Source organism: Cytobacillus sp. NJ13 (assembly GCA_030348385.1).
Taxonomy (GTDB): Bacteria; Bacillota; Bacilli; order Bacillales; family Cytobacillaceae; genus Cytobacillus.
This window is the reverse complement of the sequence record JAUCFP010000006.1, coordinates 4,791,583-4,809,069: the sequence shown is the minus strand read 5'-3', so window position 1 is coordinate 4,809,069 and position 17,487 is coordinate 4,791,583. Positions and strand designations below refer to the sequence as shown.

Here is a 17,487-nt window from a genome sequence, read left to right as displayed (position 1 = left end):
TTTATTCACCTTTAAAGGCTCGTTTTACTTTAGAAAAAAAGCTTTCTTCCTGTTCTCCCTGGGGAACTGTTCCGCTGACTTCAGCAAATTCGCTTAAAAGCTGCTTTTGTTTTTCTGTCAGCTTTGTAGGAGTAATAATGCGTACAATAATATGCTGATCCCCTGTTCCGTATCCTCTTACATTTGGAACACCTTTTCCTTTGAGGCGGAATTTGGTTCCTGTTTGTGTGCCTGATGGGACTTTAAGTTTTACTTTTCCATGGAGTGTCGGAACTTCGATTTCATCGCCAAGGGCTGCCTGCACAAATGTTATAGGCATCTCGCAATAAACGTCATCGCCATCACGCTCAAAGAATTCATGTGAACGAACATGGAAAACAACATAAAGGTCGCCAGAAGGGCCTCCATTTACACCGGGTTCCCCTTGGCCCGCCACGCGGAGCTGCTGGCCATCATCAATGCCCGCAGGAATTTTCACGTGTATCTTCCTGCGTTTCTGGACTTTACCGGTTCCTCGGCAAGTAGTGCACTTCTCTTTGATTTCCTTGCCGGTACCATTACAGTAGTGGCAAACTCTTCTATTTACTATCTTGCCAAATGGCGTATTTTGTTCAACATTCAGCTGACCTGATCCATGACAGTGACGGCATGTTTCCGGCTTAGTTCCTGGCTTCGCGCCTGAACCGCTGCAGGTATCACACGTCTCTTCACGCGGAATTTCAATATCGGTCTCTTTGCCAAATACTGCTTCCTCAAAGGATAAGGACATGGTGTACTGCAAGTCTGCACCCTGCCTTGGGGCATTAGGGTCACGCCGGCGGGAGCCTCCTCCTCCGAAGAAGGTGCTGAAAATGTCTTCAAATCCTCCAAAACCTTCAAAACCGGCTCCGCCAAAGCCCTGATTAGGGTCCGTATGGCCGAATTGATCATAGTGGGCCTTTTTCTGGTCGTCGCTGAGGACTTCATATGCTTCTTTAACTTCCTTGAACTTCTCGTCTGCATCAGGCTCTTTATTAATATCAGGATGATATTTTTTTGAAAGTTTTCGATAAGCCTTCTTAATTTCATCCTTGGATGCACCTTTGCTGATTCCAAGAACTTCATAGTAATCCCTTTTACTCATGATTACCACTCCCCGATTCATTTCACATAAAGGTTATTGTATCATTCTCTAATTATATTCCGCAACCGCATTACACACTTCTAATGCAGAGAATTATCCATTTGCATTTGCCGCTTCCCCAAAGAAAGGACCCCGGTCCACTCATAGGGCAAGGGGCAAAAACACTTTTATGCATCTTTAATGGATTGCTTCAAACAGAAATAAAAGCCAAAGCCAAGAAAAACCTGACTTTGACTTTTGATGTAAACCTGTAGCTGGTGTGTAGATCACACCATCATTTAATTGATGAATTATTTATCGTCTTTAACTTCTTCGAACTCAGCATCTACGACATTATCGTCGTCACTTTTGCTTTCAGCGCCTTCTGCACCCTGTGCAGCCTGAGCAGCTTGAGCCTGCTCATAAAGTTTCATTGTTAACGCCTGGACAACCTCCTGTAAAGCATCTTTCTTCGCACGGATCTCATCCAGATCGTTCTTTTCAATTGCAGCCTTTAGGGCATCTTTAGCTTCATTTGCTTTGTTCACTTCAGCTTCATCCACTTTGCCTTCAAGATCTTTTAGAGTCTTTTCAGTAGTGAATACAAGCTGATCCGCTTCATTGCGGAGTTCAACTTCTTCTTTGCGCTTCTTATCTGCTTCAGCATTTTCTTCAGCTTCTCTTACCATTTTTTCGATTTCTTCATCAGATAATCCTGTTGATGATTTAATCGTAATGGCCTGCTCTTTATTTGTGCCCAAGTCTTTAGCGCGTACGTTTACGATACCATTTTTGTCGATATCGAATGATACTTCGATTTGAGGCACTCCTCGAGGAGCAGGAGGAATATCGCCAAGCTGGAAGCGGCCCAGTGTTTTATTATCTGCAGCCATCGGGCGTTCCCCTTGCAGCACATGGATATCAACAGCTGACTGGTTATCAGCAGCAGTTGAGAACACCTGAGATTTTGATGTTGGAATGGTTGTATTGCGTTCAATCAGCTTAGTGAACACTCCGCCCATTGTTTCAATTCCAAGAGATAAAGGAGTTACATCCAGCAGGACAACATCCTTAACGTCACCTGTGATTACACCGCCCTGAATGGCTGCACCCATTGCTACAACTTCATCAGGGTTAACTCCTCTATGTGGTTCTTTTCCTGTTTCTTTCTTGATTGCTTCCTGTACGGCAGGAATACGAGTTGAACCTCCGACAAGGATAACTTTATCAAGTTCTGAAGGAGTCAATCCAGCATCCTTTAACGCCTGGCGTGTAGGTCCCATTGTGCGTTCAACAAGGTCTGCAGACAGCTCTTCAAATTTGGCTCTTGAAAGTGTCACTTCAAGGTGTAAAGGGCCTGCTTCCCCAGCCGTGATAAACGGAAGCGAGATTTGTGTTGAAGTAACACCTGAAAGATCTTTTTTCGCTTTTTCAGCGGCATCTTTTAAACGCTGAAGAGCCATTTTATCTTTAGCAAGATCAATGCCATTCTCTTTTTTGAATTGATCAACCAGGTAATCAATAATTACTTGGTCAAAATCATCTCCGCCAAGACGGTTATCCCCGGCAGTTGATTTTACTTCAAATACTCCATCGCCAAGTTCAAGAATAGACACGTCAAAAGTACCGCCGCCAAGGTCATAAACAAGAATTGTCTGGTCTTCATCCATTTTATCAAGACCATATGCTAAAGCTGCAGCAGTAGGTTCGTTGATGATTCGTTCAACTTCCAGGCCGGCAATTCTGCCCGCATCCTTTGTAGCCTGACGCTCAGCATCGTTGAAATATGCCGGAACTGTGATTACTGCTTTAGTAACACTCTCGCCAAGATAGTCTTCTGCATAAGATTTCAAATATTGAAGAATAATAGCAGAAACCTCTTGAGGCGAGTATTCTTTTCCTTCAATTTCAGTTTTATGATCCGTACCCATGTGGCGTTTAATGGAAATGATGGTGTTCGGGTTTGTAATAGACTGGCGCTTTGCCACCTCACCGACCTGGCGCTCGCCGTTCTTAAACGCAACAACTGAAGGTGTTGTACGGTTGCCTTCCGGATTTGGAATTACTTTTGGTTCGCCGCCTTCAAGGACAGCGACACATGAGTTTGTTGTACCTAAATCGATTCCGATAATTTTGCTCATGTTCTTTACCTCCCCAAATATGTAGTTATTGATTTACTTTAACCATTGATGGACGAATGACTCTATCCTTTAACTTGTAGCCTTTTTGAAATTCTTCGACCACAATATTGGAATCAAAATTCTCATCTTCCACCTGCATCACAGCCTGGTGTAAATGAGGATCGAATTCTTTCCCAACTGCTTCAATCTGTTCTGCGCCTTCTTTTTTAATAGCCTCCAGCAAGCTTCGGTAAACCATTTCCATCCCTTGAAGGATAGATTTAGCCTGTTCATTTTCAGTTTCCATCTGAAGTGCTCTCTCAAAATTGTCAATTGCAGGCAGCAAATCGGAGATTAAGCTCTGTGCTCTATATTTTTCAGACGCTTCAAGGTCAAGCCTCGCACGGCGCCGAGAATTTTCAAAATCAGCCTGAAGGCGGTAGATGCGATTTTCTTCCTCTTCCAGCTTGTCTTCCAGTTCAGCAATTTTCGCTTTCGCTGCAGTAAGCTCTGCATCAGTGCTTCCCTCATCAGTACCAGCTTCTGCCTCTGCCTCCGCAAATACCTCTTCAATAGGAGCCTCATTTTCAGTTCCTTCAGGTTCGTTGGTTTGTTCATTTAATTCTTGGTTTAGTGTGTCTTTCTCTTCTGCCAACATGTTCACCTCCCTTAAAGAATGGATGTTTCTTAGAAATAAAAACCATAAGGAAAGGAGCGGAAAGGTTTTTCCACCCTTAATCAATATCTCCACCATCATCTGTTTTGATACAGTTTAGATAAAACAGCTGATAGGTCTGCACTGATATAATTCAATAAGCTTATGACTCTTGAATATTCCATTCTGGTCGGCCCCAGAATGGCGATGGTACCGAGCTGTTCGGTGCCGATCGAATAGCTTGCTGTAATCAGACTGCAGTTTTCCATTGCTGAATTATTATTCTCCCGGCCGATTTTTATATTGATCCCTGACTTGTTTTTACGGATTAAATCATATATGCCTTCTTCCTGCTCGATCATATTCATGAGGTTTTTAACCTTTTCAATATCATGAAACTCGGGCTGGCTGAGCATATTTGTTTTACCGCCAAAGAAAAGCTTATCATAGGCCGGTATCTTGATTGTGTCGGCAATTGAATTCAGCATTAGATCATAATTATTAATATGATGCCTTAAAAGAACGGCAACCTCTTTATATAACTTATTGTTCAGACTTTCCAATGGTGCACCTGCAAGTCGGTCATTAAGGATATTGACAACCTTCTCCAAATCACCAGCATCAATGTTTTCCGGCAAGTGGAACATCCTGTTCTCCACATGGCCTGTATCTGTGACAATAATTGCTATCGCTGTTTCTTTATTCAAGGGTACGATCTGAATTTTCTTCAGCTTGTTATCCCTTACTGCAGGCCCGAGGACAATGGATGTATAATTTGTCAGCTCAGATAGAATTTTTGCCGATCTTTGAACGATTTTCTCGAGCTCATAGATTCTTTCCGCAAAGATAGATTGCACTTTGTGAATATCATGCTGATTTAATTTTTGCGGGGATAAAAGGTGATCCACGTAGTAGCGGTACCCTTTTTCAGATGGAATCCTCCCCGATGAGGTGTGTGTTTTTTCAATAAACCCAAGTTCCTCTAAATCAGCCATCTCATTTCTGATCGTTGCGGAACTAAAAGAAATTTCTTCTTTTTTCGACAAGGTTCTCGACCCGACAGGCTGTGCAGTTTGAATAAAATCATCAACAATTACTTGAAAAATTAATAATTGACGATCTGTTAACACAGTTATCACCTCTGTTAGCACTCTTTGTTCCCGAGTGCTAATTCTACTAATAAATTATCAAATCAAACGTGCAGTGTCAATAATTTGGCTTTCTTTTTTCCCGGTGCACTACCCATGCCTGATTACCCTATAAAGGACTGGAATACTTCATTTCCAAGAAAACGTCCTCGCCTTGTCAATTTAATATGCTCTTCCCCTGCAACAATTAATTCTTTTTCGGTATGCTGTTTAATTTGGACTTCAAACAGCTCCAGGGGATCTTTGCCAAATTTCTCTTTAAAGCGACTTATTGAGACACCTTCCGTTTTTCTCAGTCCAAGAAACATCTCCTCTTCCATCTGTTCATCCAAGGGCACTTTATGTTCTTCTAGAATCGGAAGCCGGCCGTTCTCAATAGGCTCCATATATTTTTTCAGGGGACCGTGATTTGAACGGCGAAGCCCTTCTACATAGCCATGTGCACCAGCTCCAAAGCCGAAGTACCATTCATTATCCCAATAAGTGAGGTTATGCCGGCTCTCAAAGCCTGGTTTTGCAAAATTGCTGATTTCATATTGCGTAAAGCCGTGTTTGTCCATTTGTTCCATTAATAATTCATACATCTCAGCTTCCACATCTTCTCCAGGAGTAGGCAGCTTTCCTTTTCTCATCAGATTATAGAATACCGTTTTGGGTTCAATGATCAGCGAATAGCCGGAATAATGGTCAATATCCAAGGTGAATGATGTTTCGAGTGTATCTTGAAAATCCTGAAGTGTCTGACCCGGAAGACTGTATATAAGATCGATACTGATGTTATCGAAACCGACTTTCTTTGCAGCTTCAATTGATTGAAAAACGTCTTTTGCTCTGTGTGACCTTCCAATTCTTTTTAAAAGTACATCGTTGAAGGTCTGAACGCCAAAGCTGAGCCGGTTGACTCCAGCATCATGCAATATTTGAAGTTTTTCTTTAGAGAGATCTCCGGGGTTAGCTTCGAATGTATATTCTGTAAAAGAGTCATAGGGAAGCTGCCGTTTAATAGTGCCGCAAAGCTGTTCAAGCTGGTTCTCGTTAAGCGCAGTTGGCGTACCGCCTCCAACAAAGATGGAGTCTAGACGGGATGCAGGTGTTTCTTTCAAAGCAAGATTCATCTCTTTGTCAAGAGAGTCCAAATATTCTCCAACTGGCTGGTTCTTCAAGAACACTTTATTAAAATCACAGTAATGACAAATATGTTCACAAAATGGGATGTGTATATAAGCTGCTTTAATCATTTATTTCACTACTTTCATCATTCAATCAACGTTCATAGACAGCAGAATCCTAAATAAAAAGAGGCTAGTGCTGTTATTATTATGACAGCATATCTAACCTCTTAAAACAAAGCAAATATTTTACTTTTTAGGGCTGTTATCGTCCATCTTCAAAACTGCCATGAAAGCTTCCTGCGGAACTTCAACCGAACCAACCTGCTTCATCCGCTTTTTACCTTCTTTCTGCTTCTCCAATAGCTTGCGCTTACGGGAGATGTCACCGCCGTAACATTTCGCCAATACATTTTTGCGAATGGCTTTAATGGTTGAGCGGGCTACAATTTTCTGGCCGATCGCCGCTTGAATAGGAACCTCAAACTGCTGACGGGGAATCAGCTCTTTTAACTTCTCAACGATTACTTTTCCTCTTTCATAAGCAAAATCCTTATGAACGATGAAGCTCAATGCGTCTACCTTTTCTGCATTTAACAGAATATCCATCTTAACAAGTTTGGATGGCTTGTACCCAATTAATTCATAATCAAAAGAAGCATATCCTTTTGTATTGGATTTCAGCTGATCAAAGAAATCATAAACAATTTCCGATAAAGGAATTTCATATATAATGTTTACTCTGGTTTCATCCATGTATTGCATATCAATAAAGATGCCGCGTTTTTGCTGGCAAAGTTCCATAATGGCTCCCACATAATCATTCGGCGCCATCATTGTAGCTTTTACATAAGGCTCTTCAACACGGTCAATCTTTTGAGGATCAGGCATATTGGATGGGTTATCTACTTTAACTTCCGTACCATCAGTCAGGATAACATCATAGATAACACTTGGTGCCGTTGTAATCAAATCAATTTTGAATTCGCGCTCGATGCGCTCCTGAATGATTTCCATGTGAAGCAATCCAAGGAAACCGCAGCGGAATCCAAAGCCAAGCGCCTGTGAAGTTTCCGGCTCGAACTGAAGGGCAGAGTCATTAAGCTCAAGCTTTTCAAGAGCTTCCCGCAAATCATTAAATTTGGCGCTATCAATTGGATATAAACCGCAATAAACCATTGGATTTAACTTTCGGTAACCAGGAAGAGCTTCGGCTGCACCCTTTTTAGCACTTGTAATGGTGTCACCTACACGGGTATCGCCAACATTTTTGATGGCAGCAGTCAAAAAGCCAACATCGCCAACTGACAATTCAGGCATTGGAGTGGATTTAGGTGTGAACACTCCAACCTCTGTAACTTCAAACTCTTTGCCTGTTGCCATCATTTTAATTTTATCCCCTACTTTTACCGTTCCATCCACCACACGGATATAGGCTACTACACCGCGGTAGGCATCATAAAGGGAGTCAAATATAAGCGCCTTTAAAGGGGCATCCGGATCACCTACTGGAGCGGGCACTTTTTCAACGACCTGTTCAAGGATTTCTTCAATGCCGATTCCTGCCTTTGCTGAAGCAAGTACTGCTTCAGAAGCATCCAGGCCGATTACTTCTTCAATCTCATTTCGCACCCGTTCCGGATCCGCGCTTGGAAGGTCAATTTTATTGATGATCGGAAGAATTTCAAGATCGTTATCCAAGGCCAGATAAACATTTGCAAGGGTTTGTGCTTCAATTCCCTGAGCTGCATCCACAACCAGAATTGCACCTTCACATGCCGCAAGACTCCGGGATACTTCATATGTAAAATCGACGTGTCCCGGGGTATCTATTAAGTGGAAAGTATATATATCACCATCTTTTGCTTTATATTTTAGCTGGACGGAATTAAGCTTGATAGTAATGCCGCGCTCTCTTTCGAGGTCCATGGAATCAAGGAGCTGATCCTTCATTTCGCGTGATGTAAGCGCATTGGTTTTTTCGAGGATCCTGTCAGCCAAAGTTGATTTGCCATGATCAATGTGGGCGATGATGGAAAAATTCCTAATTTTCTCTTGCCTTTTAAGTCTTTCTTCTCTGTTCATTGTTTATAATTCAACTCCTACTATAAGAAAAGCGCAAGCGCCTTGCCCACCCCCGACAAGCACAGGACGAGCCTCACGGAAAGGCGTTCTTTGCCTTTTTGGGAGGATTGGCTTGTGACCTCGAGGGGGTAGGCGCTGGAGCTAGACAGCTATCGACGTTAAAATTTCATACCTTCTTACTTTTTAAGAAAAGCGCAAGCGCCTTAAAACAGGCGCCTGGAGCCAAGTGTGGTCAATTTTAAAATAGTCCTTTTAGTTTATACACTATTTTTGATTATATCAGTACGCATGTGAAGATTCAATGCTAAGCTTTACGCCTTAATCGTTCAAAAAAATAAGGCTGCCCTCCTGAGCAGCCTATTTTCCGGTTATTAAGTCTGTAATGAATGCGACCGATTTTTCTGTCAGCTCTGATAAGCCTTCGGAGATGCTTTTTCCCAGAGATGAAAAGAAGTTATATGCTTTCATTTCTTCAAGCTTTTCTTTTTTCTGCTGAAGATCATGGCTGGACACATCATTCCCCAGGACAGATGCCTGCACTTCACCTTCATTGGTTTCATTTAAGGTTAAGGCACTTTTGAAATCTTCGTCATGGAAACCCTTCATTCTGTGGATTCCTTCATTTGCCTGCTGCATTCCAAATAATACTGAGACAAACATAAGCGCTGCCAGAAAAAGAGCTTTTAGCATAAATATTTTCATTCCGCATCATCCTAATACTATTTCTTTTCTGATTCACCGCCAGCTGGTGAATTCACTTCCTCGGCCTGCCAATAATATTCACTGAACACTTCTGCGATTGCTTCTGCCGAACGGTTTAATTCTTCAAACGTATTATCAACTCCGCCAAATTCAATGAGGATGGCATTTCCCGATAAATCCTGATTGAAGTTGCCATTTGTCCCTGCGCCTTCTTTTTTCATGATTCCCCTGCTTAACCCTTTGTACTTAACGTTCAATCTATCATGCAGCTCTTTCGCAAATTTTAAGTTCTTTTCGTAATTCGGGTTATTTCCGCCAATAATGAAAGCTAGTTTGGCATAAGACTCTCCGTTAATTTCTTTCGTTGTATCTTTTTTTCTTTTTGAATCACGGTGAATATCGATTAAGTAAGACAAATCCCGGTTGGACGTAATTGCAGCCTGAACAACTTCTCTTGATTCCTGATAGGAACGTCCATACGTTAGTCCTTTCTTGCTTAAATTTCCCTGGATATCCGTTTTGTCAACAAAGGTCCCTATTCCTTTGCTCTCCATCTCTTCCTTAAGCTTATCACCAATCTTAGTAACGTTAATTTTGGAATGAAAGGCTGCATCAGGATTTGTTACACCCTTCAGATAAGGAAGATAGGATTCCGTATTATGAGAAAAATAAACATAGACTGGTTTTTTATCACCCGTAGACATCGGCGGTGTTTTCGACTGTTTCGCATCACCATCCGGCTCAAGTCCTTCGGTGTTTTGCAGGGCTGCCTCCTGTTCTGCCATCAGCACTTCGATAGGAGGAGAAGATTCCACAGGCATGTTTGTATAATCCGTTCCTTCACCAGCAACAAGGATTTTACTGTCATAAATAGAGAAGAATGGAAGCTCCCTTCCCAAAAGGCTTCTGGGATCATCCAAATTGACATTTGTGGATAGCTTAAAAACCAAATTGGCAAAGCCCGGGGGAGAACTGTTTTCAGAGACCCCCTGGAGAAATGAGTGGTTTTCCCACCCAAGGAAATGATAAAGCATTTCTCCTGTCAGGCTGTTCGCGGCAGAATTAACTGAAGATGAGCTGATTCTGTATTCCGGCTTTAATGAAGTTAATGCTCCGCTTATTGAAAATATCATAAATAGAAAAAGCAAAAATCCGCCAATGGCTTTCAGCAAGCTTGTCCCTTGAATGGTTACTACAAGTCCGTTCGATTTAAAAGGTTTCATTGTTCCACCTCTCCTTGCTAGTCTAGTAAATGTTATGACTTTGCTAGAGAAGATAGAACAGTTATTTCCTATCTGGTATAAAAACCGGCATTATCCTGATTCACTTTTTGATGGAGTGCTGCGTTCAAACCGTTAGCAATTAAATTTGACATATCTTCTATAAATACATCTACTTCCTTTGGAGTCACCATAAGGTTGTGCCCCAAAGGAGACAGCACTTCATAAATAAGCTTCCGCTTCTCCTCTTCAGGCAAGGTTCCAATCATGCCAAGAAAGGTTTTTCTATGATGCTCTTCCGGCAGGTCATCATCTGTGAGCTTTCTCTTCTCCCCAAAAGTCATTCCTGCAGGAGCAAGAGCACGTGATGGACGGTCGCCTTCCTTCATTTCCTTGCCGAAATGCTTCAGGATGTAATCAATTGTATCGCTTGTGATGGATACGGCATCGACAACTGTTGGGATGCCAATCGCTATGACAGGTATCCCTAAAGTCTCTTTGCTGATTTCTTTTCGTTTATTCCCGACACCGGAACCAGGGTGAATCCCTGTATCCGAAATTTGAATGGTAGAATTGACTCTTTCAATTGATCGGGAAGCAAGAGCATCGATTGCTATGACAAAATCGGGCTTTGTTTTTTCAACAATGCCATAAATAATGTCACTTGTTTCTATCCCAGTCAGGCCCATCACTCCCGGAGAAATAGCACTTACTGGCCGATAGCCTTCTTCTACGCTTTCAGGCTGCAGCTGATAGAGATGTCTTGTGATAAGCAAATTTTCGCAAACTTGCGGACCAAGTGCATCGGGAGTCACATTCCAATTGCCCAGACCTACAATTAAACAGGATGCATCTTCATTGATTCCCAGCTGTTTAATAAATTGGGAGAATTCATTTGCAAATACAGACTCCACTTTGTGCTGCAGCTCTGTATCCTGCTGGCGTATGCCCGTCACTTCAAGGGTCAGATATTTTCCTTCTTTTTTTCCCAATGCCTCTGCACCTTCTTTTGTTACTTCTACAAAAGAAATTTTTATATCATTTTCTTCTTTTTCTTTAATTATTACGCCTTCTATTTGGGAAAGATTCTCCTGCTGATGAACATTGTCTTTCTGCCTGTCAGAAATAACCATTTCCCTTGCTTCAATGGCAAGGTCCGTTCGGACTGAGTACTGGCTTAAATCTATTGAATCCTTCATAATTTATCCCTCACATTCTCAGCTTTTTAGGTTATTGGAAAATAACACACAATATACTAAAATTCGGATATATTCTATCATTGCCTTTAAAGTCCAAAAACATGCAGAATAAGAATTAACTTCCCTAATAATGGCGGTCAGTAATTTTGATTACAGAGTATTGCATTATGCCCCCGTGTTTGATAAAATATCACTTGTTCTTAATTATTGTTAATGAATGTGAATGTCGAGTTATAGAATCTCGATGCTTTTTCAGGAGGTGAATGGAATGCCAAACATTAAATCTGCTATTAAGCGTGTTAAAACTAGCGAAGCTCGCAACGCTCAAAACGCTACAGTTAAATCAGCAATGCGTACAGCTGTTAAGAAAGTTGATGCTGCGGTCGTAAACAACGATGCTGCTGCTGCAACTGCATCTTTCGCTGATGCTGCTCGTAAACTAGACAAAGCTGCTGCAAAAGGTCTTATCCACAAAAATGCCGCTGCCCGTAAAAAGTCTCGTTTAATGAAAAAAATGAACTCTTTAAACGCTTAATGTTTGAAGATATCGGCTATTCTTTTGGGATAGCCTTTTATTTTACATAAAAAAGCGGTCCAATTGGACCGCTTTTTTATGTCACCAGAATTTATTATGTCACAGCCCTCAAGATGTCAGAGGCGGGCAAGACGCTCTCTCTCTAAGGATTTTTTCTGAGAGCCTGACTTTGCAGACGAAACAGGAACATTTCAATCAGCATGGTTTTATTCATGCCACCAGTTTTCATTTGGTAATCTGCATCAGCAAGCAAGCTTATGATCGCTGCAAGTTCTTCGTCTGCAAAAAGCTGCGCCTGTCCAGCCGCCAGTTTCACCCGGAAAGGATGAATTTTTAAATAGCCGGCAATCTGCTGCTGGCCGTAGCCTCTCCTGGCAAGCTCCTTCACCTGATAAATTAATCTGAACTGTCCCGTAATAACAGATAAAATCTTAATTGGTTCTTCATTTTGCTTTAATAAATCATAATAAATTCTCAGGGCTTCTTCTATTTTGCGGTGAACAACCTTATCTACAAGGGAAAAAATATTTTGCTCCAATGACCTTGATACCATTTTCTCTGCCATTTGTTCATCGATTCGCTTCGTGTCATTCGCATATAAAGCCAATTTATCGATCTCGTTTGTCAAAATAAATAAGTTGGTGCCTGCCAATGTCAATATCAGTTCAACTGCCGATTCATCAATCTGCACGCCGTTAAGTGCTGCCCGTTCCCTGATCCAGGCTTTCAATTCACCTTCATTTAGTTTCTTTGCTTCAAGGACTGCAGCCGTTTTTTTCAATTGTTTAGTTATTTTTTTCCGGTCATCCAGCTTTTCTGCAGCTGAGGAGAATACCACCACTGAATACGGAGCAGGCGCTTTAATATAGGCTTCCAGCTTTGACAGGTTATGCTCCTGTTTAGCTTTCGATTTTTCAGATGTTAAAAATACTGGGTTATGTAAAAAGATCAGTCTTCTTTCCCCCATAAACGGAAATGTCTCCGCATCTTCAAGCGCTGTATCGAGTGGGGTTTCCTCAAGGTCATAAGAAGATAAATTAAAATCAGCTTCATCTTCGCTTAGCACATTGTTGATCAGAAGCTGCTTCGTTTCGTTTATAAGATAGGGTTCTGTTCCATATAATAAATAAATAGGAGCAAAACTTTTCGCTTTTATTTGCTTCCAAATATCAAAAACCAATTTCTTTCTCTCCGTTCGCCTTACATTATATTCATTTTATTGCAGTCAATCGGGCAGGGATAAAGTCACATCCACTGATTGCATTGCACGTTCACTATATATCCTAAAGAAGCAATGGCAATTTGACAAGACATAAGAAATTGGCGCCCATAAGAACGCCAATTTCCAATCTATATAGAACGCTGCCGCCTGAGGCCCGGGATACTCAGGAAGCTGCGGTGCACCTTTGTTCTATTATTTTCCCCTTGATGTGCTGGCATATTTGTGACAACTCCTGCTATTGCAGGAAAAGGGCAGGGGAACTCTAGATTTTTTTATTTGAATGACTTATACTATATAGGAAATAGGAGGGGTAGACTGTGAACGAATTTGAAAAGAACGTCCAAAGCAAACGTAATGATGCAATCGACTCTGGAGTAGGATTCATCGTATCATTCGGTTTCTTCGCAACGTTATTTGTTATTGCAACAGTCATTAAATTTTTAGGAGCTTAATGGCTACATAAAGTAAGTAAATGTGTCACAATACCGCTGACACATCGAGGCTGCCTCAGCAGTCTCTTTTTTTGCGGCTATAATTGATTAATCATTATGAAGTCCAGACAGGAAGCTGAAGCATTTCTAACATATACTATGGAAGCTGAACGGAAAAGGTTCCTGAATTTCCTTTAAAAACATAGGTAACCGCCCCTTGCTTGTCGGTTCTCAGAACTTGCACATTATAGTCTCTAAGCCTGCCCATTACATCATTATGAGGATGCCCATATCTGTTATTTCTGCCTGCAGAAATAACGGCAATCCTCGGTTTAACAGCTGACAGAAATGAATCTGTTGTGGAGGTTTTGCTTCCATGATGTGCAATTTTTAAAACATCAATTTTTAAATTGGGATAAGATCGTATAAGCTGACTTTCCCCCTTTTCCTCCAAATCTCCGGTAAACAGCCAGTTTAAGCCCCCCACTTTGGCAAAAAGGACAATAGAGCCATCATTTTTCCCTGTATACACGCCCCCCAGCTGATCCCCAAATGGAGACAAAACCTGAAAAGCGTAATCTCCTTTAGACCAGCTATCTCCAGCTTTAGTGAATACAATATCGCTTTTAGTTAATTTAGCCTGAACAATCAATTCCTTCTCAGCCTCTGAGATTTCCGCTCCCTGTGAAAACACAACAGATTTTACCCTCATTTCCCTAATCACAGCTGATGCTCCTCCAATGTGATCCATATCCCCGTGAGTCAAAAAAAACTTATCTATTTTACTGATCCCTTTGCTTTTCAGAAAAGGCACTACTGTGTCCTTTCCTGTATCATAAGGATCTCTTCTCATCCTCCAATCCTCTGTGTCAAACATAAGCGTGCCTCCTGCATCTATCAAATAATTCCCTCTTCCATATGGAAGCTTTATCAGAATGCTGTCACCCTGCCCAACATCTATAAATGTAATTTCACCGGCAGGAGTAAATACATTCGTTAAGTAATGAATTAATATTGCAAGGATAGGGAGCACACCGCTCTTGATTAGAACCTTTTTATTTTTTGACCTTTCCCAGCCGGCAAAGAATGCAGGAATCAGCAGCAGATATACGATCAGCATAATCAGGGACGGCCTGCCAAGGACAAGGGTCGAGTTAGGAATGGCCGAAAGCACTTCAGCAATCCAATTTAGAAAACAGATAAGTTTTTCAAATCCATTAAGCAAGAAATTTGCATTCCCCCATGATAATAAATCAAAAATGAAGAGGATCAACACCACCGGCAGAATTATGGAAGAATATAAAGGCACAAAAATCAGATTGGCAATTATGGAAATATACGATACCTCATAAAAATGCCACAGAAGGATGGGAATGGCAGCCATCTGGCAAACAAAAGAAACTGCCAGGATAGCAGCGTATGATACAGAAAATCTTTTGAGGATGATGGGAGCTGAGAGAATAAGCGATAAGGCGACAGCAAACGACAGCTGAAACCCGGCATTATAGATGATATATGGAGATATAAAAAGGTAGCCAATAAACACTATAGAGATAACATCAGTTAATTGAATAGGGACTTTCAGCTTCTTTGCGAGCAAAACCAGAAGCATCATAAACACAGCCCGCAGAACAGATGGTGCTGCCCCTGTCAGGACTGCATATAGAGGCAAAACTAATAATAAGATGCTGGTCATTTTTTCTCTGGTGATTCCGGCACGTATACCAGCAAGAAAGAACATCCCAGCAAGCATTCCTACATGAAGGCCGGATATCGCAAGCAAATGAATAATTCCGATTTTCTGATAAGAAGCTATGGTATCCTGATCAATAAAATCACGATCGCCGAAAACAAGAGCAATAGCCAGTGGAGCTGTCTGTTCAGGGAAATGGTCCAGGATATATTGAATTCCGGTCTCTCTTATTTTTAAAATGGTTAATGTGGGGCTGCTTTTACGGTAACTGCAATCAGGGAGGTTTAACTGTTCCAATTCGAGGATCCAAAAGATGCTGTTGTGGTTTAGATATTTCTGATAGCTGAAGGAATTAGGATTGGTGGATGTTGAAGGAGTCTGTAAGGTGCCAGTTACCCGGCATGTCATTCCTGTTCCCAGATGGTCTGCAAGGACCTTTTTTTCTGTTTCGGTTTTAATTTTATATCTGGCTGCCAGCTTTTCTTTTTTATCGGCTAATTCAATTATGACTGTAAGAAGGTCTCCATCTATTTTTGCAGATTCTTTCATGGTTATTTCGAACTCGCTCTCATTTCCGTCAAGACTTGTCCTGTTATGTTCTGCCGCCAATTCACACCGCATGAATAAGGCAAGGTAAATCATAATCAGGATGCCCGCGCTCTTTTTGGCCAAAATATTTCTTTTTAAGAGGAAGAGGGCCAGCAGAAAAAAAATGACAGCAATAGCCGGATGAAAAAAAGATGTCAAATTTCCCAGTAGTGAGGCAGCTGCTGCATAGATCCATCTGCCTTTCATATCATTTCTCCTTTAATTTTTTGGAAGGAGTAAGACCTTTTATTTCAGGTGTTACTCCTTCAATGGTTTAATTCTGAAAAAGCTTCTCCTTTGTTTCTTTATAGCTTTTCACCAAGTCCCGATCTTTTCCGCTTTTTTCAAGCTCATTTATTAATTCTTCTATAAAATCACGTTTTTCTTGTTTGCTGTCATCAAAGGACACTTTTTCTGCTATTACCTGCACAGTTTTCACTCCAGCCTTCTCAAAGAGTTCAATTCCATAAGGGTGATTTTTATAGTCCTGTGCGTAATAAACCGTTTTAATGCCTGCCTGTATAATCGCTTTGCAGCATTGGAGGCATGGAAAATGGGTTACATATAATTCTGCATCACTTGTAGGCACCCCAAATTTTGCACACTGTAAAATCGCATTCATTTCCGCATGAATGGTTCTGACACAATGGTTATCAATAACATAGCAGCCATCATCAATACAATGTTCACCGCCGGCAATCGATCCATTATAGCCGCCGGCAATGATTCTCTTATCCCTTACAATGGTTGCCCCTACCGCAAGCCTTGTACATGTGCTCCTCAAAGCAAGCAAATGGCTTTGTGCCATAAAATATTGGTTCCAGGAAATCCGATCCATCTCGCAGTCTCTCCCCTTCCGTCTTTTTCACAGGCGTGTATGCCCCGAATTCAAGCATAGCTTTTTCTCTCAATAAGTGTAAGCCTCAAGCTCATGAAGGTCAATGGATGAAATTATTTTACACTAATATGTTCTTTAAGTTTTTCAAAGGTTTTCTCTCCTATCCCTGATATTAATTTCAAATCCGCAATATCCTTAAAGGATCCATTTGTCTCGCGGTGTTCAATTATGGCTGCCGCCTTGGATGGGCCGATACCAGGCAATGTCTGCAATTCCGATTCATCGGCTTGGTTTAAATTTATCTTTCCGTTATCTTGCTCTCCCCCCGCCTCGAAATTTCCACCAGCTGTGGCCTCCTCGAGGACTTCTCCCTTTTCCGGAACATATATGACCATTTCATCCGTGATATTGAGGGCAAAATTGATTTTAGTGCCATCTGCTTTTTCCGTCAGTCCGCCTGCTTTTTCCAGCAGGTCGATTACCCTGTCTCCTTCTGCCGCTTCGTACACTCCCGGCTTTTGTACAGCACCTTTAATATCTGCCTTCATCGGCTGTGGCATCTGTCCAGCCGGTCCATCACCTTCTGTTTCTATTTCATTAGCACCATCTTCATTTTCATTTAATTGAAGTGACTGTTCAATCTCAGGAAATACTTCATTCTCTTGAACAGGCATGAAAAAATAATAGAGGACGGCAGCCAATGCAATGGCGGCTCCTGCAAAGTAAATTTTATGTGTTTTTATCCATTCGGGCATTAAGGATCGATCCTTTCTTTTTGGAATAAATGTTTTTTTGATACATATCGTTATATGAGAGATCTTGCTTTTGAAGGAGGGATGA

15 protein-coding genes are annotated in these 17,487 nt (G+C 41.4%); 2 read left to right on the top strand and 13 right to left on the bottom strand.

Features of this window, described 5'->3' with window-relative positions; translation table 11 throughout:
* Position 1: 1 nt before the first annotated feature.
* The 9 genes from dnaJ to gpr all read right to left on the bottom strand — a co-directional run bounded on the left by dnaJ (position 2) and on the right by gpr (position 11,340).
* Complete coding sequence (gene dnaJ, locus QUF73_23650) at positions 2-1,123, bottom strand: molecular chaperone DnaJ (protein MDM5229106.1); 1,122 nt, start codon at positions 1,121-1,123, stop codon at positions 2-4.
* A 290-nt stretch (positions 1,124-1,413) separates the two neighbouring features.
* Positions 1,414-3,243 carry a molecular chaperone DnaK gene (gene dnaK, locus QUF73_23645; GenBank protein ID MDM5229105.1) on the bottom strand — a complete coding sequence of 610 codons (1,830 nt, stop codon included), beginning with the start codon at positions 3,241-3,243 and terminating at the stop codon, positions 1,414-1,416.
* Positions 3,244-3,268: 25 nt separating this feature from the next.
* Positions 3,269-3,880 (bottom strand): nucleotide exchange factor GrpE, encoded by a 612-nt coding sequence (gene grpE / locus QUF73_23640; protein ID MDM5229104.1) that lies wholly within the window; start codon positions 3,878-3,880, stop codon positions 3,269-3,271.
* Between the two features lie 95 nt (positions 3,881-3,975).
* Positions 3,976-5,007, bottom strand: coding sequence for a heat-inducible transcriptional repressor HrcA (gene hrcA / locus QUF73_23635; GenBank protein ID MDM5229103.1), 1,032 nt, complete (start codon positions 5,005-5,007; stop codon positions 3,976-3,978).
* A 122-nt stretch (positions 5,008-5,129) separates the two neighbouring features.
* Positions 5,130-6,263 carry a radical SAM family heme chaperone HemW gene (gene hemW / locus QUF73_23630; protein MDM5229102.1) on the bottom strand — a complete coding sequence of 378 codons (1,134 nt, stop codon included), beginning with the start codon at positions 6,261-6,263 and terminating at the stop codon, positions 5,130-5,132.
* 120 nt (positions 6,264-6,383) lie between these two features.
* The gene (lepA, locus tag QUF73_23625; protein MDM5229101.1) at positions 6,384-8,219 is read right to left on the bottom strand and encodes a translation elongation factor 4; all 1,836 of its coding nucleotides are present in this window, start codon (positions 8,217-8,219) and stop codon (positions 6,384-6,386) included.
* 357 nt (positions 8,220-8,576) lie between these two features.
* Positions 8,577-8,921, bottom strand: coding sequence for a YqxA family protein (locus QUF73_23620; GenBank protein ID MDM5229100.1), 345 nt, complete (start codon positions 8,919-8,921; stop codon positions 8,577-8,579).
* Between the two features lie 17 nt (positions 8,922-8,938).
* Positions 8,939-10,144, bottom strand: coding sequence for a stage II sporulation protein P (locus tag QUF73_23615; GenBank protein MDM5229099.1), 1,206 nt, complete (start codon positions 10,142-10,144; stop codon positions 8,939-8,941).
* A 68-nt stretch (positions 10,145-10,212) separates the two neighbouring features.
* Positions 10,213-11,340 (bottom strand): GPR endopeptidase, encoded by a 1,128-nt coding sequence (gpr, locus tag QUF73_23610; GenBank protein MDM5229098.1) that lies wholly within the window; start codon positions 11,338-11,340, stop codon positions 10,213-10,215.
* Between the two features lie 268 nt (positions 11,341-11,608).
* On the opposite strand from gpr, the gene rpsT reads away from it, so the two are divergent.
* Entirely contained in the window at positions 11,609-11,875 is a 267-nt protein-coding gene (gene rpsT, locus QUF73_23605; protein ID MDM5229097.1) for a 30S ribosomal protein S20, read from the top strand.
* Between the two features lie 142 nt (positions 11,876-12,017).
* On the opposite strand, the gene holA is transcribed toward rpsT, so the two are convergent.
* Positions 12,018-13,055 (bottom strand): DNA polymerase III subunit delta, encoded by a 1,038-nt coding sequence (gene holA / locus QUF73_23600; protein ID MDM5229096.1) that lies wholly within the window; start codon positions 13,053-13,055, stop codon positions 12,018-12,020.
* Between the two features lie 359 nt (positions 13,056-13,414).
* On the opposite strand from holA, the gene QUF73_23595 reads away from it, so the two are divergent.
* Positions 13,415-13,549, top strand: coding sequence for a YqzM family protein (locus tag QUF73_23595; protein MDM5229095.1), 135 nt, complete (start codon positions 13,415-13,417; stop codon positions 13,547-13,549).
* A gap of 136 nt (positions 13,550-13,685) precedes the next feature.
* Here the strand turns inward: QUF73_23595 and QUF73_23590 are convergent, their stop codons facing one another.
* The 3 genes from QUF73_23590 to QUF73_23580 form a co-directional block, all read right to left on the bottom strand.
* Positions 13,686-16,016: a DNA internalization-related competence protein ComEC/Rec2 gene (locus QUF73_23590; GenBank protein MDM5229094.1), complete on the bottom strand. Its 2,331-nt coding sequence runs from the start codon at positions 16,014-16,016 to the stop codon at positions 13,686-13,688.
* Between the two features lie 67 nt (positions 16,017-16,083).
* Positions 16,084-16,647 (bottom strand): ComE operon protein 2, encoded by a 564-nt coding sequence (locus tag QUF73_23585; protein ID MDM5229093.1) that lies wholly within the window; start codon positions 16,645-16,647, stop codon positions 16,084-16,086.
* A 113-nt stretch (positions 16,648-16,760) separates the two neighbouring features.
* Positions 16,761-17,402 (bottom strand): helix-hairpin-helix domain-containing protein, encoded by a 642-nt coding sequence (locus QUF73_23580; GenBank protein ID MDM5229092.1) that lies wholly within the window; start codon positions 17,400-17,402, stop codon positions 16,761-16,763.
* Between the last annotated feature and the right edge of the window lie 85 nt (positions 17,403-17,487).

Coding starts and splice junctions, on each gene's coding strand:
- dnaJ (MDM5229106.1), bottom strand. CDS start 1,123: ATGAGTAAAAGGGATTACTATGAAGTTCTTGGAATCAGCAAAGGTGCA.
- dnaK (MDM5229105.1), bottom strand. CDS start 3,243: ATGAGCAAAATTATCGGAATCGATTTAGGTACAACAAACTCATGTGTC.
- grpE (MDM5229104.1), bottom strand. CDS start 3,880: ATGTTGGCAGAAGAGAAAGACACACTAAACCAAGAATTAAATGAACAA.
- hemW (MDM5229102.1), bottom strand. CDS start 6,263: ATGATTAAAGCAGCTTATATACACATCCCATTTTGTGAACATATTTGT.
- lepA (MDM5229101.1), bottom strand. CDS start 8,219: ATGAACAGAGAAGAAAGACTTAAAAGGCAAGAGAAAATTAGGAATTTT.
- QUF73_23620 (MDM5229100.1), bottom strand. CDS start 8,921: ATGAAAATATTTATGCTAAAAGCTCTTTTTCTGGCAGCGCTTATGTTT.
- QUF73_23615 (MDM5229099.1), bottom strand. CDS start 10,144: ATGAAACCTTTTAAATCGAACGGACTTGTAGTAACCATTCAAGGGACA.
- gpr (MDM5229098.1), bottom strand. CDS start 11,340: ATGAAGGATTCAATAGATTTAAGCCAGTACTCAGTCCGAACGGACCTT.
- rpsT (MDM5229097.1), top strand. CDS start 11,609: ATGCCAAACATTAAATCTGCTATTAAGCGTGTTAAAACTAGCGAAGCT.
- QUF73_23590 (MDM5229094.1), bottom strand. CDS start 16,016: ATGAAAGGCAGATGGATCTATGCAGCAGCTGCCTCACTACTGGGAAAT.
- QUF73_23585 (MDM5229093.1), bottom strand. CDS start 16,647: ATGGATCGGATTTCCTGGAACCAATATTTTATGGCACAAAGCCATTTG.
- QUF73_23580 (MDM5229092.1), bottom strand. CDS start 17,402: ATGCCCGAATGGATAAAAACACATAAAATTTACTTTGCAGGAGCCGCC.